At 65.2% G+C, this 26,116-nt stretch carries 24 protein-coding genes; 11 read left to right on the top strand and 13 right to left on the bottom strand.

Annotated features, from left to right (window positions below; translation table 11 throughout):
- Positions 1–50: 50 nt before the first annotated feature.
- A complete protein-coding gene (locus DKM19_RS43100) occupies positions 51–1,337 on the bottom strand; it encodes a serine hydrolase (RefSeq protein WP_239513906.1) in 1,287 nt (428 codons plus the stop codon).
- A gap of 211 nt (positions 1,338–1,548) precedes the next feature.
- Between DKM19_RS43100 and DKM19_RS43095 the strand changes: the two genes are divergently transcribed.
- Complete coding sequence (locus DKM19_RS43095) at positions 1,549–1,779, top strand: hypothetical protein (RefSeq protein WP_162642201.1); 231 nt, start codon at positions 1,549–1,551, stop codon at positions 1,777–1,779.
- 59 nt (positions 1,780–1,838) lie between these two features.
- On the opposite strand, the gene DKM19_RS43090 is transcribed toward DKM19_RS43095, so the two are convergent.
- The 6 genes from DKM19_RS43090 to DKM19_RS43065 all read right to left on the bottom strand — a co-directional run bounded on the left by DKM19_RS43090 (position 1,839) and on the right by DKM19_RS43065 (position 6,784).
- Entirely contained in the window at positions 1,839–3,050 is a 1,212-nt protein-coding gene (locus tag DKM19_RS43090; protein WP_110704259.1) for an acyl-CoA dehydrogenase family protein, read from the bottom strand.
- 392 nt (positions 3,051–3,442) lie between these two features.
- Entirely contained in the window at positions 3,443–4,450 is a 1,008-nt protein-coding gene (locus DKM19_RS43085; protein ID WP_162642200.1) for a methyltransferase, read from the bottom strand.
- 111 nt (positions 4,451–4,561) lie between these two features.
- The gene (locus DKM19_RS43080) at positions 4,562–5,203 is read right to left on the bottom strand and encodes an FMN-dependent NADH-azoreductase (RefSeq protein WP_110704256.1); all 642 of its coding nucleotides are present in this window, start codon (positions 5,201–5,203) and stop codon (positions 4,562–4,564) included.
- 224 nt (positions 5,204–5,427) lie between these two features.
- Positions 5,428–5,565 carry a hypothetical protein gene (locus DKM19_RS50275; RefSeq protein ID WP_162642198.1) on the bottom strand — a complete coding sequence of 46 codons (138 nt, stop codon included), beginning with the start codon at positions 5,563–5,565 and terminating at the stop codon, positions 5,428–5,430.
- Positions 5,556–6,071 (bottom strand): SMI1/KNR4 family protein, encoded by a 516-nt coding sequence (locus DKM19_RS43070; RefSeq protein WP_239513905.1) that lies wholly within the window; start codon positions 6,069–6,071, stop codon positions 5,556–5,558. The genes DKM19_RS50275 and DKM19_RS43070 overlap by 10 nt, the downstream gene beginning before the upstream one ends.
- Before the next feature lie 341 nt (positions 6,072–6,412).
- Positions 6,413–6,784 (bottom strand): MerR family transcriptional regulator, encoded by a 372-nt coding sequence (locus DKM19_RS43065; protein ID WP_204358482.1) that lies wholly within the window; start codon positions 6,782–6,784, stop codon positions 6,413–6,415.
- Between the two features lie 48 nt (positions 6,785–6,832).
- Between DKM19_RS43065 and DKM19_RS43060 the strand changes: the two genes are divergently transcribed.
- The 3 genes from DKM19_RS43060 (at position 6,833) to DKM19_RS43050 (ending at position 9,470) form a co-directional block, all read left to right on the top strand.
- Positions 6,833–7,723 carry an SDR family oxidoreductase gene (locus DKM19_RS43060; RefSeq protein WP_110704253.1) on the top strand — a complete coding sequence of 297 codons (891 nt, stop codon included), beginning with the start codon at positions 6,833–6,835 and terminating at the stop codon, positions 7,721–7,723.
- A 281-nt stretch (positions 7,724–8,004) separates the two neighbouring features.
- Complete coding sequence (locus DKM19_RS43055; RefSeq protein ID WP_110704251.1) at positions 8,005–8,505, top strand: SigE family RNA polymerase sigma factor; 501 nt, start codon at positions 8,005–8,007, stop codon at positions 8,503–8,505.
- On the top strand, positions 8,502–9,470 hold the full coding sequence (locus DKM19_RS43050; protein WP_110704249.1) for a PASTA domain-containing protein: 969 nt from the start codon (positions 8,502–8,504) through the stop codon (positions 9,468–9,470). The genes DKM19_RS43055 and DKM19_RS43050 overlap by 4 nt, the downstream gene beginning before the upstream one ends.
- A 143-nt stretch (positions 9,471–9,613) precedes the next feature.
- On the opposite strand, the gene DKM19_RS43045 is transcribed toward DKM19_RS43050, so the two are convergent.
- The gene (locus tag DKM19_RS43045) at positions 9,614–10,795 is read right to left on the bottom strand and encodes an alpha/beta hydrolase (RefSeq protein ID WP_110704247.1); all 1,182 of its coding nucleotides are present in this window, start codon (positions 10,793–10,795) and stop codon (positions 9,614–9,616) included.
- 276 nt (positions 10,796–11,071) lie between these two features.
- Between DKM19_RS43045 and DKM19_RS43040 the strand changes: the two genes are divergently transcribed.
- Positions 11,072–11,701 (top strand): TetR/AcrR family transcriptional regulator, encoded by a 630-nt coding sequence (locus tag DKM19_RS43040; protein WP_110704245.1) that lies wholly within the window; start codon positions 11,072–11,074, stop codon positions 11,699–11,701.
- A gap of 409 nt (positions 11,702–12,110) precedes the next feature.
- Entirely contained in the window at positions 12,111–12,854 is a 744-nt protein-coding gene (locus DKM19_RS43035; RefSeq protein ID WP_239513904.1) for an AAA family ATPase, read from the top strand.
- 178 nt (positions 12,855–13,032) lie between these two features.
- Here DKM19_RS43035 and DKM19_RS43030 read toward each other — a convergent pair whose 3' ends face one another.
- The 4 genes from DKM19_RS43030 to DKM19_RS43015 all read right to left on the bottom strand — a co-directional run bounded on the left by DKM19_RS43030 (position 13,033) and on the right by DKM19_RS43015 (position 15,224).
- Positions 13,033–13,833, bottom strand: coding sequence for a hypothetical protein (locus tag DKM19_RS43030; protein ID WP_110704241.1), 801 nt, complete (start codon positions 13,831–13,833; stop codon positions 13,033–13,035).
- A 145-nt stretch (positions 13,834–13,978) separates the two neighbouring features.
- Positions 13,979–14,488, bottom strand: coding sequence for an ATP-binding protein (locus DKM19_RS43025; RefSeq protein WP_110704239.1), 510 nt, complete (start codon positions 14,486–14,488; stop codon positions 13,979–13,981).
- A gap of 126 nt (positions 14,489–14,614) precedes the next feature.
- On the bottom strand, positions 14,615–14,905 hold the full coding sequence (locus DKM19_RS50270) for a hypothetical protein (RefSeq protein WP_162642197.1): 291 nt from the start codon (positions 14,903–14,905) through the stop codon (positions 14,615–14,617).
- Complete coding sequence (locus tag DKM19_RS43015; protein ID WP_110704235.1) at positions 14,889–15,224, bottom strand: hypothetical protein; 336 nt, start codon at positions 15,222–15,224, stop codon at positions 14,889–14,891. Before DKM19_RS43015 ends, DKM19_RS50270 begins: the two co-directional genes overlap by 17 nt.
- A 208-nt stretch (positions 15,225–15,432) precedes the next feature.
- Between DKM19_RS43015 and DKM19_RS43010 the strand changes: the two genes are divergently transcribed.
- Entirely contained in the window at positions 15,433–16,713 is a 1,281-nt protein-coding gene (locus DKM19_RS43010) for a helix-turn-helix domain-containing protein (protein ID WP_110704233.1), read from the top strand.
- Positions 16,701–18,491 carry a prolyl oligopeptidase family serine peptidase gene (locus DKM19_RS43005; RefSeq protein WP_110704231.1) on the top strand — a complete coding sequence of 597 codons (1,791 nt, stop codon included), beginning with the start codon at positions 16,701–16,703 and terminating at the stop codon, positions 18,489–18,491. The genes DKM19_RS43010 and DKM19_RS43005 overlap by 13 nt, the downstream gene beginning before the upstream one ends.
- Before the next feature lie 115 nt (positions 18,492–18,606).
- Here DKM19_RS43005 and DKM19_RS43000 read toward each other — a convergent pair whose 3' ends face one another.
- Positions 18,607–19,872 carry a DNA cytosine methyltransferase gene (locus DKM19_RS43000; RefSeq protein WP_110704229.1) on the bottom strand — a complete coding sequence of 422 codons (1,266 nt, stop codon included), beginning with the start codon at positions 19,870–19,872 and terminating at the stop codon, positions 18,607–18,609.
- 700 nt (positions 19,873–20,572) lie between these two features.
- Between DKM19_RS43000 and DKM19_RS42995 the strand changes: the two genes are divergently transcribed.
- The 3 genes from DKM19_RS42995 (at position 20,573) to DKM19_RS42980 (ending at position 26,047) form a co-directional block, all read left to right on the top strand.
- The gene (locus tag DKM19_RS42995) at positions 20,573–21,733 is read left to right on the top strand and encodes a DNA cytosine methyltransferase (RefSeq protein WP_110704227.1); all 1,161 of its coding nucleotides are present in this window, start codon (positions 20,573–20,575) and stop codon (positions 21,731–21,733) included.
- 721 nt (positions 21,734–22,454) lie between these two features.
- Positions 22,455–25,037: a Z1 domain-containing protein gene (locus DKM19_RS42985; RefSeq protein WP_162642195.1), complete on the top strand. Its 2,583-nt coding sequence runs from the start codon at positions 22,455–22,457 to the stop codon at positions 25,035–25,037.
- Complete coding sequence (locus DKM19_RS42980; protein ID WP_110704224.1) at positions 25,034–26,047, top strand: PD-(D/E)XK motif protein; 1,014 nt, start codon at positions 25,034–25,036, stop codon at positions 26,045–26,047. The genes DKM19_RS42985 and DKM19_RS42980 overlap by 4 nt, the downstream gene beginning before the upstream one ends.
- The last annotated feature ends 69 nt before the right edge of the window (positions 26,048–26,116 follow it).

Below are 26,116 nucleotides of genomic sequence, written 5' to 3'. Positions count from 1 at the left end.
CGGTGTCCGGACCGGGGAGACCCCTGCGGTCGCACGTGGATGAGCCGGAGTCACCGGTTGGCGCAGAGGGCGGCATCAACGGCGGCGACGACGTTCATGACGCCGGCCTCGTCGGTGGGCAGGGCCGTCACGGCGACCGTGGCCGCCCGGCCGTCTTCGGTGACGGCGTCGCGGGTCTCGTAGCCGTCGATGTCGCCGCCGTGGCCCCAGGCGTTGCCACCGCAGCTCAGCGGCATCTTGACCAGCCCGAGCCCGTACTGCCAGCCGGACGGCATGCCCTTGGTCTTGACCGTGGCCCGCATCTGCGTGAGCTGCTCCGGCTTGAGCAGCTTGCCGTCCAGCAGCGCGACGAGGAAGCGGTTGACGTCGCTCGGGGTGGCGATGAGCTGTCCGGCCGCCCACCCCCAGGACGGGTCCAGGTTCGTGACATCCAGCAGGGGGCCGCCGGGCTTCTTGGCCGCGTAGCCCTTGGGGTGGGAGCCGCGGATGATCTGGTCCCCGATGCCGGGCCAGTACGTGTCGCGCAGGCCGATCCGCTTGATGATCCTGTTGGTGATCTCTTCGCTGAGGGGGCGACCGGTGATCTTCTGGACAAGCAGGCCGGCCACGATGTAGCCGGTGTTGCTGTACTCCCAGTCCTTGCCGGGGGCGAAGGACGCCCTGTGCGCCAGGGCGGTGTCGAGCATCTCCCGGGGGCCGGTGTAGGTGTGCTGATACTCGAAGACGCTCGGCATGTACCGCGTGTAGTTCGGCAGGCCGCTGGTGTGCTGGAGCAGTTGGCGAGTTGTGATCTTCCGGCCGTCGTTGCCGTTGCCGCGGATCAGGCCCGGCAGATACTTCTCGACGGGCGCATCAAGGTCGATCTTGCCCTCGCCGGCGAGCTGCAGCACGACCACGGCGGTGAACATCTTGGTGTTGCTGGCGATGCGCACTTTCCCGTCGACCGGGACCTTCGCCCTGGTCTTCAGGTCCGCCACCCCGGCGGTGTAGTTGCGGGTCCGCCCCTTGGCGTCACGCGTCGAGGCCAGCGCGGCGGGGAAGGCACCGCTCTTGACCAGCTTGTCCAGGCGCTGCTGCACCACGTCGGCGGTACGGTGCCGGGCGAGCTCCTTGACCTCACGCATCGCGGCGGGCAGGCCCGCCTCCTTGGCCAGCTGCTCCAGGTGTTCCCGTACGACATCGGGGGTGTGGCCGGGGCCGGTCGCGGCGTTGGCGGCGACCGGCAGGCCGGCCAGGGTGAGCCCGGTCAGCGCCGTCAGTGCCGCCGCAGCCAGGATCCGCCCCCGCATCCGCCGGGGACGTCGGGGGGAGCTGGGCTGGGTGGGGGTGTGCGACATGGTGAACACTCCTTGCTGGTGGGGGGTCCGCTTGGGATGTCACCAGAATGGCTGTGAGCGGGTCGCATGATCGATCCCGCGCACTGGAGAGCTCAGGTACAGCTGGCTGTACCCCGCTTGTCTCGTTGGCGGGATCGTTGCCGGCGGTGATCGTCCGTAGATTTCGATGCGTCACGACAACCCGTCGATCGCATCGAACAAGGAGCACATCATGGCCGACATCAACAGCATCCAGGACGCCACTCAGACGCCGGAACAGCCCGTCAGCACTCGCAGCGGGCCGCTGCGCCTCGTCCTGTGGGTGGTGCTTGTGATCAGCGGGGTTCTCAACGTGGTCACGTCCATCACCGTCGCCAACATGTTCGTCGGCATGGGCTTCGGACTCGTCGCCCTCGCCTGCATCGTCGCCCTGGTCGTCCAGCACTTCAAGCACCGCCGATGACCACCCGTCGACGCGACCGCCGGCTCAGGCCGGCCTGTTTCACACGAGGTCGTCAGCGGTCAGAGGTAGAACGGATCGATGTCCAGACCGAGCAGTGCCTGCCCCGCACCTCGCCAGCGGCTCCGTGAGAAAGCGATGTGCTGGCCGGCGACATTCACGTCGCGCCAGCACCGCTGGATGGTGTCGCCCGCGAGCGCGGAGGACACCCCTGCGATCTCGAACGCCAGATTGACCGCCTGGACCGCACTGCGCACCGCGAACTGTGTGGCCAGGGTGTGTTCCGTACGCAGGGGCACGGACACCTCGTCGCCCGCCCGCACCACTGCCCAGATCTGTTCGGTCACGTCGAGCACGTAGCCGCGACCGGCCCGCAGAGCGGCCTCCGCCTCGGCCAGCCGGATCTGTACGTCCTGGTCCTGGCTCAGCGGGGCCATCTCGCGGGTCTTGTGCCGGATCAGGTCGGTCAGCTCGTCCAGCGCGCGCCGGGCGACGCCCAGGGGAATACCCAGCAGCAGCGAACGGACGCCGGTGAAGAACGGCATGCGATACAGCGCGCCGTCGGCCCGCGGTGGCTCGAAGAACGGCATCAGCGTGTGCTCGGCGGGGACGAGGACGCCCTCGGCGATCACGTCGTGGCTGCCGGAGCCACGCAGGCCCGCCGCGTCGTTCCAGGTGGGCAGGACCTTCAGCTCCGTCGCCGGAAGCACCGCCCAGCGCATCAGGGGCCGGCCCTCGAAAGTCCGCGGCGCCCCGTCCGGGCCCATGACCATGAAACCCACCGGGATCATCGTCGCGTGCGAGGCTCCGCTCACGTAGGACCACCGCCCCGACACCCGGTATCCGCCGCTCTCCTCGACACCCTGCCCGGTCGGGGCGAACGACGACGAGACCGGCTGACCGGGCCGGCCGTCGAGCAGACGGGCCGCGACGGCCTGATCCAGCCAGGCGAAGAACATCGAACCGTTCCCGGTCATGGCCGCCCAGGCCGCGGATCCGTCCGCGTGGGCGAGCGTCTCGGCCGTACGGATCAGGGTCGCGGGATCCGCCTCGAAACCGCCGAGGCCACGCGGCAGCCCCAGCCGGAACATTCCGGCCGATTCAAGCAGCTCGACGACGTCGGTCGGCAGCGTGCCGAGGGTGGACGCCTCGGACGCACGCGCGCGCAGTTGCGGGGCCAGCGCGGCCGCGGCCGCGGGCAGGTCCACCCGATCCACCTCGCCGCCGAGGCCCGGCCGTACTCCGGATCCTGTCGTCGTCTGGTCTGCCGTCATGACTTCCCCCTGCTGCCCGCCCCCATGAAACCTGGCATCAAACAAACGTGATCAAAGGGTCATTCGGTTCGATAAATGCCGGGGGATGTCTGTCACGACCTCACTCTCGCGGCGTTCAGCAGGCAGCCGCACAAGGTGTTCGGCTGAAAAGCTCCGGCCAACCGACTGTCTGAGACGGCAGCTGTAGATGGTGGAACTGACGTGGGGGGCTTGGTGAAGGTGTCGGCGGCTGCCCCGACTCACGCGCTGCCTGCCCACGCCCGTTCCCGACGTGCGGATCGGACGGCGACGCGGTGGAAGGAGCGCGGGCAACGGGCAGATGACCGTGGTCGCCTGCCCCTTACTCCCTCCGCTCTCTTCGGGCCGCACCCCGTACGTACCGGACGGACGCCTCAGCCGAGGGTCGCCTCAAGCGCGGAGTAGGAGCCCGAGCCGGTGACGACACGCTGGAGGGTGAAGCCGCCGTCCGCGAGCAGCCGGCGCCATTCGGACTCGCTGCGCTGCCGGCCACCGAGCATCCCGAGCATGATGATGTCGAGCATCTTGGTGGGGTGCGGGGCGTCGCCCTCGGGGACCACCATGTCGACGATGACCAGTCGGGCACCGGCCGGCGCGGCCTTCACGACGTTCCGCAGGATGCGGAGACTGGAGGCGTTGTTCCAGTCCTGCAGCACGGCGGACAGCACGTAGACGTCCGCGGCCGGCACCTTCTCGAAGAAGTCTCCCGCGACGACCTCCACCCGCTCCTCCAGGCCGGCGGCCCGCAGCGTCGGACGGGCGGCGGAAACGGTGCTCGGCAGGTCGAAGACGACGCCTCGGCGTTCGGGGCGCCCGGCGAGCAGCTCCGCCAGCAGGGTGCCGTCCGCTCCGCCGATATCGGCGACCGTCTGGCCCTGGGGAAGGTCGAAGACCTCCAGCAGATCACCCCGGGCGTTCTGCGTGAATCCGGCCATCGCGTCGTTCTGCAGCGCGGCCATGTCCGGGTTCTCGTTGACCCAGTCGAAGAAGGGTTTGCCGAGGAACACCTTCGCCGCGGGCTCACCGGTCCGTACGGTGTCCAGCAGGTTGCCGAACGGCGCGTAGTGGGTCTGATGGAAGTAGCGGGTGACACTGCGCAGAGAGTCGGCCGGCCCGTCCGCGAGCGTACGCCCCAGGTCGGTGATCTCGACGGTGCTACCCGACGTACGGAACACCCCGTGTTGCGCCAGGAAGCGGATGATGCGCCCGAGCGCGTCCGCGTCCGCGCCGACCTCCGTCGCGATGTCTTCGACCTCCCGAGGCCCGCTCAACAGTGCGGTCGCCACATCGAGCTCGGCGACCGCGAAGAGCGCCTGAGACATCTGGAATCCGGAAATCAGCCCAAGCATCATCACGGCCGGGGGCAGTTCTACGTCCGACATGTTTTTCTCTCTCACTAGGGCGCACATAAGGGACTTTGTTCGCCGTGCAGGCGCTCGCGCCACTGGCGGCCGCCGGCACCGCCCGGCTGCTGACGAGGCTGCGGGTCTTGGTCAGGCCGTGGCCAGGGACAGCTTTTCGGCGTACTGGCGCGCCAGCGCGTGCGCGTTCTCCAGCGAGGCCTCGTGGAGGGGCAGCAGGTGCCGGAGGGGTTCCATGGTGAGCGCGTAGGTCAGCTCGGGCGTTATGGTGCGAACATCCAGGGCCATCAGGTTCGGGTCGCCAAGGATTGTCTCCAGGGCGGGGACCAGGAAGTCCTTGCCGTGCATGGGCGCGCCGGGGCCGTAGCCGCCGCCACGGGCGGAGACGATGACGGCGGGCCGGCCCGCGGTTGAGGTGGCGTCGCCGAGGCCGATGGTCCTGCCGACGATCATGATGTGGTCCAACCACGCCTTGAACACCGACGGCAGCGAGTAGTTGTACACCGGCACCGCGAACAGGTAGGCGCCGGCGCCCAGGAACTCCTCGACGAGCTCGTCCTGCACGGCTGCGGCGGCCTTCTGCTCGGGGGTGTGCTCGGCCGCCGGGGTGGTGCGGGCCGTGATGCCTGCGGCGTCGAGGTGGTCGACGGGGGTGAGGGCGAGGTCACGGGTGACGATGTCGCCGTCCCAGGCGGTGGTGAAGGTGTCGGCGACCTGCCGGGAGAAGGACGCGCCCCCGGAGACGGAGGAGTCGATGCGCAGAAGGTAGGACATGCTCGTGCTTTCTGTGTCGGTACGTCGCAGAGCCGGGTGGCGGGTTTCCCCTTCTCGACCACTTACCAGCTGTTCGTAACCCCACTGTGCATTAGTGGGATAAACCGTACAAAAGGCACATTCATGTGCGTTATCGGGAAGAGGGAGCAGTTGCGAGCGCGAGCAAGCTGGCGGATGCTCACCCTTAAGCACCTGCGGCGCAGCGGGCTCGTCAACCGCACCGCCTATCCCGAGGTCCCGCCCTGCCCCTCGACCTGCGCTGGCAGAGTCAGCACGCCCACCTCTGCGCGTCCGTCGAGCACCTCACCCGCGATGCCCCTGACGAGGAGGCGGCCGATGAGATCGCCCAGACTCAGCGGCACATCGCGTCGATGAGATCCGAGAAGTGCGGGAACTCCGCTCGTGCGGCGGTCACGATCTGGGCGGGGGCACGGCGGCGGCCGGGTGCGTGTCGCTCGGCGATCGTATGGAAGGCCTCACTCGGCTGCGTAGGAGAGTCGGGGTCCGTAAAGGCCTCGGCGGGGCCCAGACCGGCGGCGAACAGCCAGAGGAGGTCGCTGAGATCCCGGGCGATCACACCGCGCTCACCCTCGGAACCGATGTAGACAACGGGCTGGTCGGTGATCGCCGCATCGGGCCGTACCAGCCAGAAGCCGGCGTAGTCACCCGCCCCGGTCGTGCCGAAGAAGCGGAACTCGCTGCCGTCGACCTCTTGGTTGCCGGTCCACAGGCGGAACCACCACGCCGTCCGGTCGGGCTCTTCGAACTGATCGTATAGCTCGAAGTCACAGCCGTCGGCCTCGTCGGTCTCCTCGTCCCATTTCCACTCGAAGCCGACCTGGGCCACCTCGGCCAGAGCCGTGGGCAATGCGAGATCTTCAGGTACGTACGCCACCCCCAAAGATTAAACGATCACTGAAAGCCGCTGCTGCAACGTGGTGATTCGAGTGTTGGAGCGCGCGAGGATCGCCTGATCCGGGCAACAGGTGCTCCGGGGTGCCCGAGGTCGTTGCGGCCGACGGCAGTAGTGAGGCGGGAGGCCCTCATGCGTGACGCGCGAACGGCGTCCCACAAAGCCGCGGGCTCTTCACCGTCCTGGACCGGATGATGTCCAAACCCGGGAGACCCCGGTGGTCGCGCGTGGATGAGTCGGAGTCACCGGTCGGCGCACAGGACGGCGTCGACGGCGAATTCGTCAGCGTGTCCGTTTCAGGCTTCGCGGACGAAAGTCGCGCATTCCGAGCAGTCGTCGAGATATCGATGACGACACTCAACGGTGTGTCGCAGGAATGTCATCGCCTGCTGCCTGCGGACGATCTCATTTTCAAGCGCGGCGATCTTTGCCCTCACGACCGCCTGCGCCGCTGCCTTCTGCGGCGAGGTGGCGGCGATGACCTCCGGCAACGAGAGCCCGACCCGCCGCAGTTTCAGTACGGTGCGTGCCTGTTCCAGAGCGCTGTCGTCGTAGACGCGGTAGCCGTTGCCATCGCGACGTACGGTGAGCGCCCCGACCTGCTCCCAGTGCCGTAGTACGTGAGCTTCGATCCCGAGCTCCGCGGCGGCTTCCCCGACCGTCTTCACCACACACGCCTTGCCTTCATGTCGACCTGAACCTTTAGCGTCCCAATCATGCCCGACACCACTCGCCCCACGAGCGCCCGTCATGGTTCATCGATCCTGGTCACCGGCGCGACGGGCAACCTCGGCCGCGAAGTGGTCGACCGCCTCCAAGCGCACGGCTTGCGCGTGCGATGCCTCGCCCGCCATCAGATGGATCCGCTGGATCCGCGCCCCGGAGTCGAGCCGGTGGTCGGCGATCTCACCGACCCGGCCGTGGTCCGCTCGGCACTCGTGGGCGTCGACGCCGTCTTTCTCATCTGGCCGCTGCTCGATTCCGCCCCTGCCCATGACCTGGTTGCGGAGCTCGCCGCCGCGGCACCCCGTGTCGTCTACCTGTCCTCGACGGCCATCAACGACGGAGCCGCTCGTCAGAGCGATCCCATCGTTCAGGTGCACGCGGACATGGAGGCCCTGCTCCACGACGCCGGACTGCGGCCAGTGGTGCTGCGCAGCGACATGTTGGCCTCCAACGCCCGTGGCTGGGCCGCACAGCTGAGGGCAGGCGACGTGGTGACCGGTCCGGATATCGCGCGCACAGCCGTCGTAGACGAGCGCGATGTCGCCGATGCGGCCGTCACCGTACTGCGCGCACACCAGGACCACCTCGATCACAGCCCGTACGTGCTGACAGGACTTGAGGTGCTTAGTCGTGCCGACCAGGTCGGTCGTCTCGGTGCCGCGCTCCAGCGCCGGCTGCGCTTCGAAGCGGTCCCCGCCGACCTCGCGCGATCACGAATGCTCGCAGACGGTCGTCCCGAGCGACTGGTGGAAGCGCTGATCGCTGCTTCGGCGTGCCGGCCGGAGTCGAACCGCGTCACCGATCACGTCGAGCGCCTGACCGGTCGAGCGGCCGGCACCTTCGCGAGGTGGGCCATCGACCACGCGGCTGAGTTCAGCTGACGGGAGAGCCGTGACGGGCGGTGTCCTCTTGGCGGCGAGTAGCGTGCAGCGCAAGAGCCGTTGCGCTGACGAAGCACGCGACCGTTCAGGGCACGATGAGGCAGATTCCGCGAATAGGATCCGCCAAGCGCCTATTCAGAAGTTCTGCGCGTAACAGGCTGTGAGGTCGAGGGGGACAGGCAGGCATTGACGCGGGCCTCTATTGTCCGCACCGCGGAAAATTCATGCTCAACCTTGCGAGGGGCCGGCGCGTTGAAGAGGGGCGAAAGGAGGCCTCTCTTATGACGGATGAAGACGAATCGGCTTTCGATGAGTTCCTTGCCTCCCGGAGCACCGCGCTCCTGCGTACCGCCATTCTGCTCTGTGGCGCTTCCCAGCATGACGCCGAGGACCTGGTGCAGGGCGCACTGGAGAAGGTCTACCGGCACTGGCCGCGGATCAGGCACGACAACCCCCAGGCGTACGCCCGACGGGTCGTCGTGAACGCCGCGATCTCCGTCGCGCGCCGCCGAAAGGTGATCCAGGAGATCACATTCGCCAGACCGCCGGACACCGCCGTGCCCCCGTTCGACGTGGACCTGCGAGACGCCTTGTTCGCGGAGTTGCAGCGGCTTCCCACGCGGATGCGGGCCGTACTGGTCCTGCGCTACTGGGAGGACCTGTCGGAGAACGAGACGGCCACGCTCATGGGCTGTTCGGTCGGGAGTGTCAAAAGCCAGGCCTCGCGCGGTCTCGCTCGAATCCGCGAACGCATGTCGAGCCTTGAAGGAGCATCAACATGAACGCAGAGGAAGCGCTGAAGGAGACGATGCTCGCACAGGTGGCCGATGTGCAGGCCACCCCGGCACTCGGCGGCGCCGTCCGCAGGAGGCACCGCAGGCGCGTGACCAGGTTTCGCACGGCCGGCGCGGCGCTCGTCATGGTGGCAGTAGCGGGGGCGCTGCCGGCATATCTCACGGTGACCTCGGCGGGCGAGCACACGTCGTCCCCGAGGAAGAGCGAGGCGGTGGCGACCATCCGATCCGGAATCGTGGTCCCCGACGTCGTCGGCAAGGACGCCAAGGTGGCCGGCCAGGCCCTGAAGGCCGCCGGCCTCAACGTGCGATCCAGCGTGGGCCCGCCGTCGAGCGACATGCCGGCTGGAGTCGTGGTCAGCCAGAGCCCGCCGGCAGGCGACGATGCCGAACCCGGCGCCGAGGTCACCGTCATTGTCTCCTCGTCCTCCGAGGCGGGGCTGACGGTGACCAAGCCACAGAAGCTCCCGCCCGAGCTGGGCGATCTCGGCGACGAAGGCGGACACCGCTTCGCCGGCATCGACTTCGTCTACCTGCCTGAAGGGCTCAAGTGGGTGCCTTTGTTCGAAAGCGACGCCTTCGGTAACACGAGCGACTCCACCTCGTGGAACGAGTCGGGCAAGACGACCGACGGCTACGGGATCCAGGTGATCGTCTACGGCGGCAAGGCCGTCGAACAGATCTCCGGGCGGATGGCCGGATATGGCAGGCAGGGCGCCGAGCCGATTGAGATCCGCGGCAAGGAGGCGTACCTGGTGAGCGTCGGCGAGCCGCCCGGCGAACTCGCCAACGACAAGAACACCCCGTCCGGCGAGCCTCGCGCCCGCGTTCTCACCTGGGTCGAGAACCCCAGCCTTGCCATCGAGCTCCTGATGAGCCCTGACTACGCCAAGAAGGTCGACGCCGACACGGAACTCAAGAAGATCGCCGACGCTCTCCGCCCGGCCAGGTAATCCCTCCCAAGCCAGAGCCGCCGCGTCCGCCTGCCTGTTCCAGCGTCGGGCATGTCCCGGGTGCGGCGGCTCCGTGACCGGATGACGGAGCAGCCGCCGCGCGTTACCCCGACATGCCGACCTCGTCCCCACCTGACCAAGCCCTACTGGCGGGCTGAGTCGGGAGTGCGCTGCGAAGCAGTCAGAACCCAGGCGGTGAAGGCTTCGACGCCGTCCACGACCGCCTCGAAGCGCGGGGAGTGGAAGAGATCGAACACGTGCTGCCCGCCGGGCAGCTCGGCGTAGACCACGGTGCTGTCCGAGACACGGCGCAGTTGGGCGACGAAGTCCCGGGCGCCCTCGACGGTCCCCAGCGGGTCCTTGGTGCCGTGGGCGATGAGGAACGGCGGCGCACCGGGGTGGATGTATCCCTGTGGCTGGAGCGGGGGCGGCGGCTCATCCGGCGGGTCGCCGAAGTAGTGGCCGTAGTAGCCATAGAGGCAGATCGCCGCGGTGACCGAGGTGTCGGCGGACTCGAATCCGGGCTGGAACATCGGGTCGTTCGGTGTGAGCGCGCACAGGCCCGCAATGTTGGCGCCGGCGGAGCTGCCCGCCACGAACAGCCTCGACGGATCGACACCGTACTCGGCGGCGTGCTCGCGGATCCAGGCGATGACCTTCTTGGCGTCGATCTGGTGGCCGGGGAAAGTGGTCTCGGGCCGCAGCCGGTAGTTGGCGCTGATGCACACCCATCCCTGGCCGGCGAGCCGGTACAGCAGGGGGCGTGCCTCACGGTTCTTCGCGCCGCTGGTGTAGTGGCCGCCGTGGAAGTAGATCAGGACCGGCGCGTTCTGCGGCGCGTCGCGGCGGCGGTAGACGTCGAGGAGATTCCGGCGTCCGGCGTTCCCGTAGCGGATGTTGGGGATCCGCTCCACGTCACGCCGCCGCATGAAGCCCGGGAGCAGCAGGATGCGGGCCCAGGGCCGGTGGCGGCGCAGCGGTACGTGCACACGACCCCGCCAGCCGGTCCCGAGCCCCTCCTCGAGGGCCCGCCCGACCACCTGATCCGTGCGCAGCCCCCGCCAGGCGGAGACAGCTAGGCCGATGGTGGCGACGGCGGCCACCGCGGCCGTCACCTTGGCGCCCGCCGAATCCAGATCGCCCTGGGCGGCGGCCAGGGCCGTGGAGGCCACCAGGAAATAGATGCCCACGGACGGCACCTCGTTGAGGATCAGGCCGAACCAGAAACTCATCGTCGCCAGCGGTTGGGGCCGGCGTGGCGCGACAACGGCGAAGAAGGTGAACCAGGCGAGGAGCGCCACGGTGAACACATAACCAAAGGGCACAAAACCTCCAAGGACGAACACCGGCTGACCGAAGATCGCAACCACGTGCCCGCCGACGACGGCCTGCGGAACTCCCCGGAGGGCCTCATCAGACGCATGGCATCGGATCGGGCCGGAATGGCCGGCAGGAAAACGTCGGCCGCGGTGACCATTGCCGTCCTCCTCATTCCGTCTCGAAAAGAGACCGTAAACGACACGTATCGTGTCGCTGAGAGTGTGGCCGAACGGCGCGATCGATGTCAACACGACACGTTTCGTTCCCTTTAGGGTGAGGGCATGTCCAGGGCACCGAACGCAGCGCGCCGCAGCGAGAGCAGTCGACAGGCGATCCTCGCCGCGACCGAAGAACTCTGCGGCGAGAACGGTTACGGGCGGCTGACCATCGAGGCCATCGCCGCCCGTGCCGGGGTGAGCAAGAAGACCATCTATCGGTGGTGGCCGTCCAAGGGCGCGGTCGTCCTGGAACTTATCGACGAGACCGCGACCATCGCCATCGACCCTCCCGACACCGGTGATCTGGCCATCGACCTGCGCACCATGTTGACCGAGGTCATCGGCATGCTCACCCCGCCGCACGCCTCGCCCGCCATCGGAGTGATCGCCGAGGCACTGCACGACCCCGACCTCGCCCGTGACCTGCGTGAACGCATCATCCAACCGCGCATCGCCACGTTCAAACAACGGCTTCGCCGAGCACAAGCCACCGGCCGGCTATCCCCGGACGCCGACCTCGACGTCGCGCTCGACCTGCTGTACGGCCCGATCTACCACCGCCTGGCCCTTCATCTCGGCATGCCCGACTCCAGCTACCTCGACTCCCTCATCACCCACGTCCTGCGCGCGCTCACCCCACCGCACTCCACTGACGCATCCGCGCGAGGCAGAGAGGGGATGCCACCGCAATAAGGAAGATTCGGGCCGCTGAGCCTCTGACATGCGACGTCGCAAACCCACCGAGTTACTCGTGCGGTCCGTGTGCCCCGAAGGATCAGAATTGCAACCCTGTGATGAACCGCAATCCAAACAAGTGCAGGCCGACTGGTAAGTAGGCCACGAGTGACCAGCGGACACCATCGTTCTCATGACTCCGGGCAGCGCGCCTTCCTCCGTCGCATCCTCGCCGAGGGGGCGGACAGGCTCGCGGTGCGCCCGGCGGAAGACCCGGTGTTCGGCTCGTCCGGCGCGTCGAGCACTTCTACGCTCGGCTCTTCGCCGCCGCGCACATTCTTGACCGAGCGGGCCGAGGGGACTACGTCACCCTCGCCGGACCGGTTCGCGCCCATACGGAGTGGCTGCTCCCATCTGGTGGTGAACAATGACATCCATGCTGGTCACCCGTTTACGTATGCCCCGCGACCATTCCGGCGAGTGGCCGTTCACCCTGGCTCCGATCGCTCACCTGGTCGACGGCGTCGAGCTGACCGCACCGGTGACGTTTCTGGTGGGGGAGAACGGTTCGGGCAAGTCCACGATCGTCGAGGCCATCGCCGATGTGTGCAGGATCAACTCCGAGGGGGGAAAAGCCGGGACGAAGTACGCCAGCACCGGACCGGCGACTCCGTTGGGCGAGGTTCTCGACGCCGAGCTGACCTCGGCCGGGGTACGGCTTGTCCACGGTCCCCGGCTCAAGCGGCGGGCGTTCTTCCTCCGTGCTGAAACCCTGTTCAACCTGGCGCGGAGTGTGTCCGGCAAGTATGGCTTCTGGGATGACGATCTCACCGAACAATCCCATGGTGAGGGGTTCTTCACCGTCCTGGACCGGATGGTGGCCGGGCCCGGCCTGTATCTGATGGACGAGCCGGAAGCCGCCCTGTCGTTCAATTCGTGTCTGCGGCTGCTCAGCCTGATGGACCGGGTGGTCACCCAGGGCGGACAGATCATCTGCGCCACCCACTCGCCGATTCTCGCCAGCCTCCCCGGAGCCCAGATCCTCGAGCTCGGCGACCACGGTATTCGCACCACCGAGTGGGACAAGCTCCAACTGGTCGACCACTGGCGCCGCTACCTCGCCAAACCCGACTTCTACCTCCGCTACGCCCTGGACCGCGACACCGACTGACCTGTCTCGGTCACTGACCTCCTCAACGTCGGCGGCTTCCGCTGGGATGGCGAGGCGGAGATCGACGCCGCGGCGCGTCCATGTATCTCCTGGTCGTGATGTGGCTTCATCACGCCAGGAGGTTCTCATTTCATGTGTCGCCGCCGCGGTCAACGTCCACGACCAGTACGTCGGGCCTCTAATCCTTGAGCTTGGCGGTTACCTTGCTCGCGGGGGGAGCCTTGATGGAGACCTTGGTGCCCCACCCGGTGAAGCGGGTGTCGACGGTGATCGTCTTACCTTCCCAGCCGGGACCGTCGAATATGCCCGTGACCGCGTGGGAGGTGGTCAGGCGCTGCGGGAGCCCGCCACGGTTCACCGTGAGCTTGAAGGTCACTACGGTCTTGTCGCTCGACCGGAGCGGCAGGGTGGCCCTGAACCAGGGGGAGACCTTGGCGAGTCTGCCGAAGGTGGTGGTGCCGGAATAGCTGACGCCCGCCCGCTTGGCACCCTTGAGCAGGGACGCGAGGGTCGCCGGCTCGGCGATGTTCACGAGCTGTCCGAACCAGCCACTGGAGCCGCCGGTCATGCCCTTCTGATCCTTGTACCAGCTCTTGCCCTCCGGCATGCTCTCGCGGTAACTCCCGCCCGAGAGGTAGCTCGTGGTGCCGATCCGGATCGTCCGGGAGGGTGCGAATATGCCGGTCGGGTCCGCGGCTCTCGGGTCGCTGGATTTCTTGGCGCTCTTCGAGCTGATGTCCGAGGCGATGATTCCGGTCTTGCCAAACTGGAAGGAGCCAGTCCGCTGGAGATAGGGCTCGCTCTCATCGTCCCAGATCACGACGCTGAGGTCGGTGAACTTCATGCCCTTGCCCACGACGAACTGGCTCTTCAACGCCTTGATCGGGTCCGCAGGAGCAGGAGCAGCGGCCTGGGCCGGGACGGCGGTCGCGAGCGTGATAGCCACGGCTGTCGAGATGCCTGCGATGACTCGCTTCATATGGATTCCTTCGTCGCCCAGTACAGGAAAGAAGATCTTGTCTGACCTTGATCACAAGCACGTCTCGGGGCGCGTCACCGAGCTTCTCCCAGAGCGCGTACACCGGTCTCGCGCTGCCATGCCGGTCTACCTGGCTTGCCCGGGTTCAGTTGGGTGAGGTGAGTTCGAACCAGATGACGGTGCCGATGGAGTCGCGGTGGAAGCCCCAGCGGGTGGCGAGGGTGTTGACGAGGGCGAGTCCGCGGCCTCCGGTGGCGTACGGTCCCGTGGTCTTGGGGCAGGGGATGTCCGAGGAGCCGGGGTCTTGGACGGTGATGAGTACGCCGTTGAGGACGAAGGTGACCGTGATGAGGAATTCCTGGGGTCTGTCGGTAGGTCCGGTGGGGTGTTCGACGGCGTTGGTGGCGAGTTCGCTGGTGAGGAGCATGGCGTCGTCGCGGCAGGGGTGGTCGTCGCCGAGGAGTTCGGCGACGAAGGTGCGTGCGGGCCTGACCTGGCTGGGCGTGGCGGTGAAGCGCTGGGAGATCATGGGTGTCTGTCCCAGGTGCGGTGGCCACATCGTGCCGGGATGAGCCGGGCCGGTGGTGTTGGTGGTCATCGGCCGGAATCGATCAGTGAACGCGCCGACGAGCAGGGACAGCAGTCGCGCCGCCATCGTTGTCACTCCTCTTAATCGTCTTCTACAGCGTTCCCGGTTGGCTCAGCCAGATCCTCTGCGGCAGGCGACAGACGTTGCCGGAGGCGTGTTCGAAGACGCCTTTCTTCCAGATCCCACGGCGGTCTACCGGGTTCTTCCGGTCAGCAGCGCCGTCCAGATCGTCCGGGCTTCGTTGATCGGCCGGACAGAGGTCTCGTGTATCTCATGCTTGCCGTCGAGCTGGACAGTTCGCCGGAGGAATGCCCGTCCCGCGCCTTCCAGCAGTTCGTAGACGGTGGCACGGCAGAAGCATGTCCAGGCCACTGGCCGTGCCCGCTCCAGCGCTTGGTACGGGCGCAGCCACTCCAGCCGTACGTGATCTCGCTGGGCCATCGCCACGTGCGGACTCACGCACTCGTCAGACAGGATCACCACGCGCCCCCGCCATCAGCTCGGGCAGCGGATGCGCTGTGCGGAGATCGGCGTACCGCAACGCGATCCGTCGTGCCGCACGTTGAGGGTCCGTTACCGACTGCGAGGCATAGATAAACCGATGGCGGCGGACGTCCCACCCGATGCGCCACCAGAACCGCTCGCCGTTGCACCAGACCACCAGTCCCACCCAGACCGACACCAACGCCAGCCCGTAACCGTCGTGCACGTCGGAGGCGATTCCCTCCTCCTGCAGAGCACGTTGCAGCAGTTCAGCCGCCTGGCAGGGATCCGTCGTGACCAGGGGTGGTTCGCCTGACATGGCTTCTCCAGGGGAGATCGGGTGTGCTTCCTCATGCGGTGTCGTACGAGTCGTCCCGTGCTTCCAGACGCGGCGACAGATAGTCGGCAGTCGCCGTGCCCACTCATGACGCCCATCTCTGGCGGGTGGGCTTTCTCAAGGTGCTGACAGCAGACCGCATGGCCTGATTTGCTCGCAACGAACAGCAAAAACAACGCGAGGTGCGCGCATGGCCACGGAGAGAAAGCGAGGTCCCGGGCGACCGGCCAAGGACCTCGATCCCGGCATGTCACTGCTCGCCGCCCTGGGTGCCAGGCTGCGTGAGCTGCGCAAGGGACGCTCGCTGACGTTGATGGAGCTCGGTGAGCTGACCGGATACTCCTGGCAACACCTCGGCGCGGTCGAACGGGGAACGGTCGCACCCTCGGAGTCGGTGATCGTCGCGTGTGACACCGCGCTCGGCGCGGGCGGAGTGCTGAAGGGCATGTTCCCCGGCGTCATCCGCGAGCAGACGCACCTCCGCCACAGCGGCGAGGCCGCGCGCAGGTCCAGCCCGGAGACGCCGGATTCCGATGTCGACTGGGGACGGCTCAGCGCCTGCGGTAAACGCGCTTCCGTGCTGACCTTCGCGGTGGTGGACGACATCGAAATGATCACCATGCATCAGCGCCGCCTCTACCACGAGCTGACATCGACCCAGATGCTCGTTCCGGTCGATGGTCACCTCGGCCTCCTGCTCTCCCTTCTGGAGACGCCCGCACCGGATCGGCTACGACGACGCATCGCCTCCGCAGCCGGGGAAGCCGCCGGGTTCTCGGCATGGATCTGGTTCGACCTCGGCGACCACTTCAAAATGGGACACCGGTACGACACCGCGCTGAACGCTCTCGGAGAAGCCGGCGACAGAGGGCTGCGGTCCTACATCAGCGCCTACCGGGCGGTCACCGCCGACGCGGCCGGGCGAGCCGACGAAGCCGTCCGCCATGCTTCGACCGCCCTGGACACGGCCGATCGTTCCGTCACCCGCGTGACGAAATCCTGGCTCCATGCCGTGAACGCCGCCGCCCGCGCTCATGCGGGCGACAGCCGTACCGCACTCGCCGAGCTCGGCCAGGCGCACGGAGCCCTGGAGCAGGCCGGCGGTGAGCGTGACGAGTGGATGTACGACTTCAACCACGAGCGGCTTCTGGGTTACGAGGGCAACTGTCTGCTGGAGCTCGGCCAGTACGCCCAGGCGGCCCGCTCCTTCGAGCACGCTCTCAGCGGTGCCCCCGCCACGTGCGTCCGCCGACGAGCGGAGATCAGCGTGGACCTGGCACAGGCACGCCTCGGGGAAGGGGAGACGGTCGAAGCCGTACGGCTGGCACGAGAGGCGATCACCGTGTTCGCCCGGCGAGGATCCACCTCGGGCATGTCCCGGGTGCGGCGGCTTCGCGATCGGATGACGGAGCAGCGCCAGGACGTGGCGGTTCGCGAGTTGGATGATTTCGTCCGAACATGGCAAGAGTGAGCCCTATCCCGGCTGAACTCGTCGCCCGCGCCACCGTGTCCCACGACGCCGTCCAGACGGTCGGCGAGATCGTCTACTGGATCGAGGGGCGGCCGAGCGGGGACGTGCTCGTGCGCTGGACCGCCTCGGATGGCTCTCAGGACGTGCTGCCGGAGGGCTTCCATGTCGCCTCGTACGTGCATGAGTACGGCGGAGGTGCCTATCTGGCCACTGAGCGAGACCTCTGGTTCTGCAACGCCTATGACCAGCGGATCTACCACGTGAGCGAGGGCCGGGATCCCGTACCGGTGACGCCTGTTCCCGTCTTACCGGGCGCCCTGCGCTATGCCGATCTGCGCCTCCTGCCGGGCAGCAGCTGGCTGATCTGCGTTCGGGAGCGACACGAAGACGATGGATCCGTCCACAATGAGCTCGTCATCCTGCCGGGCGACAGGTCGGCCGAGCCGAGGGTGATCGCGTCCGGTGACGACTTCTACATGTCGCCTGAGCCCAGCCCCGATGGGAGGCGGCTGGCCTGGGTGTCATGGAACGCGCCGCTCATGCCGTGGGACGGCTCTTGTCTGTGGGTGGCAGACATCCAGCCTGACGGATCGCTCACTGATCCTCGGCTTGTCGCGGGGGGTGAGGAGGAGTCGGTGTGCCAGCCGCGGTGGAGCCCGGAAGGTGTGCTGCACCTCGTCTCGGACCGTTCCGGCTGGTGGAACCTGTATGCCTGGCGTGATGACCGCCTCGACCCGGTGATCACAGGGGAGTTCGAGGTCGCGGCGGCTCCCTGGGAGTTCGGCTATCGGACCTACGCGTTCCAGGGTGCCCAGGTCGTGGCCGTCATCCAGCAGGGTCCTCGGCATCATCTGGCGGTGAGGAATCCTGATGGTGCCCTCGAACGTCTGGTTCTGCCGTACACCTCGATCAAGCCATACCTGGCCATGGCAGGCTGGAGCATCGCCTTCATCGGCTCCAGCTCGGCCCTATTGCCCACGGTGGTGCTGGCCGATCCGGATGGTTCCGTTCGAGAACTCGCCTCGGCCGGCCTCGTTCTGGTTCCGGCATCGCTCGTCCGGCCCGAACCGTTTGTTTTCAGCACCCGTGACGGAGCCGAGGCGTATGGCTTGTACTACCCTCCGCTGGAGGAGAGCGACCAGCCGCCACCGTTGCTGGTGCGGGCTCATCCGGGACCTACGGCGAACTGGCCGCTGCGGCTGGATCTTCATGCGCAGTACTTCACGAGCCGAGGCTTCGCCGTTGCCGACATCGACTACCGAGGTAGCACTGGGTACGGCCGCGCGTATCGGCTTCAGCTTCGGGGGAGATGGGGAACGGTCGACGCCACCGACTGCGCTGACGCTACCCTCCACCTAGCGGCTACCTCTCGTGTAGATCCCCGGCGAATGACCATCTGGGGTGCCAGCGCTGGCGGCTACACCGTTCTGCGTGCTCTGGCGACGACTGATGCGTTTGCGGCGGGAGTCGCCAGGTCCGCCGTGGTCGACCTTGAGGCCTGGAGCGCAGCCGCACCAAAGTTCCAGGCCCATCACGCGGAGCTGCTTCACAGCGAGCATTCCAGTGAAGTAAGCGAACCCGGGATTCGGCGCCCGCTCCTCCTGATCCACGGAGACGAAGATCGCGTGACCCCCTTGGCCCAAGCTTGCACCCTTGTCCAGCGCCTGGGTCGCAGCTCACATCTACTCATCGTTCCCCGGATGGGACATACCTTACAGAGACCCTCTGACGTTCACTGTGTTCTCCGCGTGGAGCTAGGGCATCTTCGGTCGATCTAGAAGGAGTTCACGATTGCGTCCACGGGAGTGATGTACGGCTTCAAATCCGTACATCACTCCCGTGGACGCTGACTACTCGCTGAGCCCAAACTTCTGGGCTGCCATCCAAGGGAAGCTAGCTGATGCGACCTATTTCTTTTTTGAATTTCTCATGGCGAATGTGGTCCTCCTGGCCGAGAAAGGCTTTGAAGCCGCCGAGTTTGTACGCCAGTGGCTTTTTTCCATCTTGATGGACTTCGATATGGAAGTCCCGGCCAAGCACGCTGATCCGGCGCTCTAGTTCATGGGCCTCTAAGGGGGAATCGACCGCCTTATTGATCTGAGTGATGGTCATAAAGTCATCTCGGTCACGAAGGATCCGATAAATCGCGTCGTGCATCGTGTCCGGATCGCGCTCACGAGGCTCAGTCGTACGATTGAGGGCAGCGGCGATGGCGATGCCGAGCACTTTAGCGACCGGGGGAGGGAATGCGTTGCCGATCTGACGGTACCTCGTGGTTTTCTTGCCAGTGAATTCCCAAAAAAATTCTTCATCGTCCCACCCCTGCAGTCGGGCTACCATCTCACAGGTCAGCCTGGGCCCGATGTCGAACACATCACCACCGACAGGAGCGGCATTAGCCAAAGCCCAACCGTCTACACCCATCTCCCCCCATGCCTTCTTTGCTCGGCTGGGTCCCAGGTCGGCGCCGCCGTGTTTCTTCGAACCCCCGACGATGGTCGGTGCGATGCGATTGGTCTTCGCTGCCCATGCATCTGCTCCATGCCAGCCGTTAGCGGACATTAGCGGGAACAACACTTCCCCGACTGTAGGGGGACGACCGATGGTCTCAGGCCAGTGGAAATATGCGAAATCATCCGATGCCATCGCGATGAGCACGAATCTGGGTCGGAGTTGCGGGACGCCGTAGTCGGAAGCGTTTAAGACTCGCCATTCGGCGGCGTACCCGAACTCGCGGAGCCGATCCAGCACATGCTGCCGGTAACCTGCGAACCTGGGCATGCTCAGCCCTCGGACGTTCTCCAGTAACAGGGCGCGAGGCTGCACGATTTTGACCTGCTCGACCGCCCAGGCGAAGAGATCACGTTCGTCCCCGGCCCCCAACTGCTTGCCCGCGATCGTGAAAGGGGGACAGGGTACCCCCCCTGCCAAAAGGGCGATCTCCCCTTTATGGTCACTGGGATCCCATACTGCGGGATCGGCGACATCGCCCTCTATGACTTCCCAGTGTGGGCGGTTATGTCTGAGTGTGCCGACGGCGTTCGCGTCTAGCTCGACCAGCAGCTCATGTTCGAACCCGGCACGCTCCAGGCCTAGCGCCTGACCGCCGGCGCCGGCGCAGATCTCCAGGACCTTCAAAGTTCTTCCAGCGCTGCCCATAAGTAGCCTCCTGTTGATCAGGAAGAGGGTAGCCGCCTTATCCGACAAATTGGGAAAACGTCATTTAGTGGTAGTGATGCCCTTGGTCGTCAAACGGGATCGATGGCCTGCCTCTACGCCTGGTCGTTCAGTGTGTTGGGAGGGTCGGCAGCTGACGGCAGGTCGGCTGATCGTTATCCAGAGCGATCAGGAGACGCGTCACCGTGCCGTCGGTCGATCTGTTGGGAAGCCCGACCGCGACGGAGCTCGATCAAGCTCACGATGCAGATGGTCCGACCGAGGGCAACCTCCCAGGCGTCTCCCTCTCATGAGGCCGCAGTCCTGGTGCACCATCGCGATCACGGTGCGGCTGGACGTGTCTTCCCACTGAAGATAATTCCGTGCCCCTTCGAGCCGGACGAGCGGGAAGCTCGTCAGTATCTCCGACGAGCCAGCACAGGAACTCGATGAAATGCGCGTTCATGTTGGAGCCCACCTCGGCGACAGCCTCCTTGGCTCGCTCATAGAGTTCTGGGTCCGGGCGGCAGACCACGGAAGCGTTCTTGTGCTTGTTGGGCATAGAGCCACCGTGCCACGGTGGCTAGCCACCGTAAACAGGGAGTACGCTTTCCTGGTCATGGCGAGCTTCAGGAGTAGATCGGCGATGAGCGCACACCAGCTCTGCCATCACGGACCCCCATTCTGACAGCCAGGAGACCGCGTGCACACCGCCGAAATTGTGGATCTTTTCGCCGGGCCGGGCGGATTGGATGTGGCCGCATGCCAGTTGGGTATACCCGTGGTCGGCATCGAATGGGATCGGGACGCATGTGAGACTCGCCGTGCGGCCCAGCTGCGCACGCACCAAGAGGACGTGCGTAAGTTCGGACCGTCGGATTTCCCGACCGCCACAGTCCTCGCAGGTGGACCGCCGTGCCAGACATACACCGTTGCAGGTTCTGGTGCCGGACGCCGTGCCCTGGATGATGTGCTTAGCTTCGCTAGGCGTATGGCCGATGGCGAGGATGTCACCTCGGATCTGGCAATGCTGAAGGACGAACGCACAGGTCTGGTACTGGAGCCTCTGCGGTGGGCGCTCAAAGCAGTAGAGCTAGGCCGCCCCTACCAGGCGATCGTGCTGGAGCAGGTGCCAGCGGTACTGCCGGTATGGAAAGTGGTAGGTGAAATCCTTCGTGAAAATGGCTACTCAGTGGCCCATGATGTACTACGCGCGGAGGAGTTCGGAGTACCGCAAACCCGACGTCGTGCGGTCTTGATCGCTCGCCTTAAGGGTCAGGATTTTAACGACGAGGTTGCACTGCCCAGTGCAACGCATCACCCGTACCGCAAAGGTGTGCCTCGCACAGAGGGGGGTCAAAAGCCGGAACCGTGGGTGACGATGGGTGACGAGCTCGATCGGCAGGAACCGTTCATCGTTGTGTCCAACTACGGTAGTGGTGGCAATCCTAGAGCTCGCGGCCGACGCAGCTCCTCCGAGCCGGCCGCCACTGTCACCGGAAAGATTTCTCGGAATCGAGTGGTAGCGAACGATGGTGCCGAACTGCCCCGCTTCACCCATGCTGAGGCGGGACAGTTGCAGACCTTCCCTCCCGACTATCCGTGGGCTGGCCGGGCCATCGCTCAGCAGATTGGCAATGCCATTCCACCGCGTCTTGCTGCCCATGTCCTCGCGGCAGCACTCGATCTGAAAGCTGAGGCTCTCAAAAGAGCTGTTTCAGGGAAAGTGACGTGGAGTGAAACTCTACGCAAGGAGGAGGGTACGGACTTCTCGCATGACGCATGTTCCGATGCCAGGGTCGAGTACGAACTTGGTATCAAGAACGTCATCGGCCAGACTGACCCCGTCTGCGTCCGGCTCTAGCCATAATCGCTTCGCTCGAGTAAGTCCAAGGTCGGCCCCACCAGGGTTCTTGGACCCGCCCACGATCGTGGGCGCCAACCCATCCGCCGATATGGCCCATGCGTCGGCCCCCACCCAACCGGTTTCTCCCATCGATGATGTCCGTCAAAGCGGATCAAGCCCAGGTGCACAGGGGTGCTGACAGACCAGTTTGACGACACGACGTACTGAGTCAAGGGATTGATCCACGCCTGAGGGATGTAGGGACCCCGTCTCACCAGCGCTGAAGATGGCTTTTCTTGGCACGAGATACCGGTGAGACGCGGAAACGCGGGCGCAGGTTGTCATGTTAACGATCTGATCTCTACCGGTAGCTGTGGTAACCCACCGGGGCGTGTCATCCGTCTAAAAGACGACACTAGCCATCCACCCTGGAGAGACAGTGGCATACCACCAAGGAGCCTCCGGCCGCCCGCCACGCTATCGTCCGCCCGGATACGGTACGCGCCCTCCAGCCTCTGGATAAGAGTCCGTCGTTCTGGATGTTCGCTGTCGAATTTCCTTTGGTGGTGCTGTTGAGCTGCGTGACCGCCGTTGTCACCATCGGCCCCGGTGGTACGCCCGAGATGGTCGAGGGAACCGCGCCAGCCGCCTAACACACCGTCCAGTCCGCGCCGACGAGCACACCAGATGTAGCGGAATGACCGTCTTTTCAACGATTAATACCGTTAGGGTTTTCGCCATGGACAAGTTCGCTGCGGTCTTCATCGATTGGGTTGAGCGTTTCGGGCTTGAAGGTGCCCTGGAGCACTTTCGCGGAGGGCCATTCGCGAACGGACAGATCGACGAGTGGGTTGCGGAATACCAGCGTCTCGTGGAGGGCGTGAAAATTGGCTATCCACCGAAGATGCTCTCAGCACCCGGCCTCAAGCCCTGGTATCCCGGTCCGCTGGACCACCACAAGCGCTGGCCCGCCTTCCGCGACTCGTTGACACAGTTGCCAGCCGATGTTGTGGAGAAACTGGACCAGTCGACGTCGAAGATCGTCGCCAATACTCATAGTCCTGATACTCCAAGATATCTGACGAAAGGTCTCGTCGTCGGATACGTTCAATCGGGTAAGACCACCAGTTTTACTGGAGTCGCGGCCAAAGCCGCCGACACCGGCTACAAGCTGGTCATTGTGCTGTCGGGCATCCACAACGGTCTGCGTCGACAGACCCAGGAGCGGCTGCAGGCTCAACTTGTCGAGACCGCTGGCGACGGAGCTTGGTTCCCCTTGACGGATGCGACCAAGGATTTCCATAAGCCTTCAGCAACGTTCGCCGCCCATCAAGGGGGCGATCGCACGATCCTGATCGTTGCGAAGAAGCAGAAGGACGTCCTCGCCCGACTCCTGAACTGGCTCACTAAAGCGGCGAAGGACGGCGCGCTCGCCAATGCTCCAGCACTGATCATTGATGACGAGGCCGACCAGGCAAGCGTCGCGACTGCGAAGATCAACCCTCAGATACGATCGCTGCTCAAGCTGTTCCCGCGTTGCGCCTACATCGGCTACACCGCCACCCCGTTTGCCAACGTTCTCATCGACCCGTCGATCCCCGACGAGCTGTATCCGGAGACGTTCATCCTCAACCTGCCCGAACCCGACGGTTATTTTGGTGCCGAGAAGATCTTCGGACGGGACGCGATCGAAGGCGAGTACACCGGCCCCCAGCTCGATGGCTACGACATGGTGCGTATCGTGCCCGATAACACCGTCGCGCAGATCCGTCCGGTAGGTCGGGGGTCGGAGAATGGTTTTGTCCCGACCATTACCGAAGAGCTTGCGGAGTCACTGCGCTATTTCATCCTCGCCACCGCGGCTCGACGGCACCGCGGCGACGAGAGCCATTCCACGATGCTCGTACACACTGGAATGAAGACTGTCATCCACGACGCCTATCGGGAGCCGTTGCGCAATTTCTTTAACAATCTTGCCGCTGCGGTTAAACGTCAGGACCCCGACACGCTCACCAAGCTGAAGACGTTGTGGGAGAAGGAGACCAAGCGGGTACCTGCGTCGAGGTTCGATGGCCTGACCCCGGTGCGCTTCGACGAGTTGGTGAATCACCTTTCCGAGGTCTTCGGCGACGTAAAGGTGATCGTGGATAACTTCCGCAGCCGCGACAGGCTGGACTACTCCGGCGCACGTCCGGTGGTCGCCGTCGCGGTCGGCGGCAACACGCTCTCGCGAGGTCTGACCTTGGAGGGGCTAGTTGTCAGCTTCTTCGTCCGCTCGGCCAATACCTACGACACCCTGCTGCAGATGGGCCGGTGGTTCGGCTACCGGAATGGCTACGAGGACCTGCCGCGTATCTGGATGACCAAAGGCTTGAAGGCAGACTTCCGGCACCTGGCAACTGTCGAGGCCGAGATCCGCTTGGACATTGCCCGATACGAGGAGCAAAACCTATCTCCGCGCGAAGTAGGAGTGCGGATCAGGACTCATCCAGTACTCAACATCACCGCCAAGATGGGGGCTGCTCGCATCTCCTACGCCTCCTACGGAGGCCGACGAGTACAGACTAGATATTTCCGCGAGAATGACGACACCTGGCTCGGCGCAAACCGTGTGGCAGCGACCGCGCTGGTCACTGAAGCCATCGCTGACGGCGTCAAGGTTGACAACCGTGGGGACGGCACCATGATCCTTCGGGACGTCGACGTCTCGCATGTACTCACATTTCTCCAGACCTACCGCGTTCATGAGGGTTCGCCCGATCTGGACCCGCGCCTGGTGACCGCATACATCGGCAAGGAGAGCCGACGCGCCCACCCCTCGCTGTTGACCTGGAATGTGGCGCTGATGGGCACCCCAGTCAGCGATGTAGATCACGTCGTCGACTTCGGTGGTGGAATCCGGCTCGGCACGATCAACCGGTCGCTGATCAAGGATACAGGCGGCGATGAGGCCGACATCAAGACGCTGATGTCCAAAGAGCATCGGGTTATCGACATGGACATCAGCGCATCGGAGGCACGTGGAAAGTCGGAGGGCGCACTGGTCGACCTACGCAACGCCAGCATCGAACATGCAACGACTGGGCTGCTCCTGCTTTATCCCATCGCCCGCGACTCGCAGCCTGATCCGGCCAACATCGATTCACGTGTGCCGTTCAATGCCACCGACCACGTGATCGGCATGGCATTGGTCTTCCCTGGCAACGCCGAGGACAAGGTGAGCAACAAATATGTGCAGGTTGACACCAGTGGCGTCGATATATCCGAATATGACGAGATAAACGATGCTCTCGAAGGCAGTCAAGACCCGGAGACGGCATGACAACTATCAACCGGGTCTGGCAAGCGCAGTTGCGGGCACGCTGGGCTCTGCTGAGCGCACGCCGCGACCCTGCCGGTGTGGTTACCAGCGGCATGGGCATCACGGTTGATGATGGCGCAGAGGTACTGGCAGGTATCGACGCGCGCGGAGACCACCACCTGCTTGTCCCTACTGGTGTCGATAGATCCGTTGCCGAGGACTCGCAGGCTGCGTACGTCAGGATCCAACGACGCGCATTGGTCGTCGACGGATACGTCCGGACTTACGCCGATGTCGTCTGCCACCGCGCCGACCTATTCGAACTGTTTGATGACATCCTCGCCGCCATGCTCACTCAGCTTGCATCCAGCTCTGGAGAACGGCCTGACGCCGTCTGCAAGCAAGTTTTGGACGAGTGGCGTGAACTATTAAGACGTCGCGGAGGTCTGCTCGGCGACGACGCACTGCGAGGCCTGTTCGGAGAACTCATCATCCTGGAACAGATCCTGACGGCAGGCGAAGCGCACGATCTGTCGGTGTGGCGCGGACCTGACCGCGAACCTCACGACTTCCGCCTCCCAGGCGGCGACTTGGAGGTTAAGGTTCTCGGCGCGACCGGGGCAGCGGTCCGGATTCATGGTATCGAACAGCTTGAACCGCCTGAGGACGGTGACCTGTATTTGGTCGTAGTCCGCCTGGTCACCGACCATGACGGGCTAGCCCTCCCCGACCTCGTCGAGCGGATCCAGCCAAAGACCGACGATCACCGAGCGTTCGCCGTCGCTCTGGCACGGGCCGGCTACAGCGAGACTGACGCCGAGCACTACCGCGACCGCCGGTTCGTCGTCACGCAAATCGCCGCGCTACCCGTCGATGACGGATTTCCGCGCATTGTCCCCTCGTCGCTAGCCGACGCGCTGCCTGACGAGGTCAGTGCCCTGTCTTACACCTTGGACCTGTCGTTTTTGCTGCCCAGCGCACTCACCGACGCCTCCGTCGTACCGCTGTTCGCGAAGGGAACCCTGTCCTGAACCCGGAACTATGTTGGTGGTCCGAGCCGGTCGCAGCGACCGGCTCGGCCAAAGCCGAAGGCGTCCGCA

It is taken from the genome of Streptosporangium sp. 'caverna', from assembly GCF_003203775.1.
GTDB lineage: Bacteria > Actinomycetota > Actinomycetes > Streptosporangiales > Streptosporangiaceae > Streptosporangium > Streptosporangium subroseum.
Note: the sequence above shows the minus strand (reverse complement) of the source record. Positions and strands in the feature narration are given on the sequence as shown.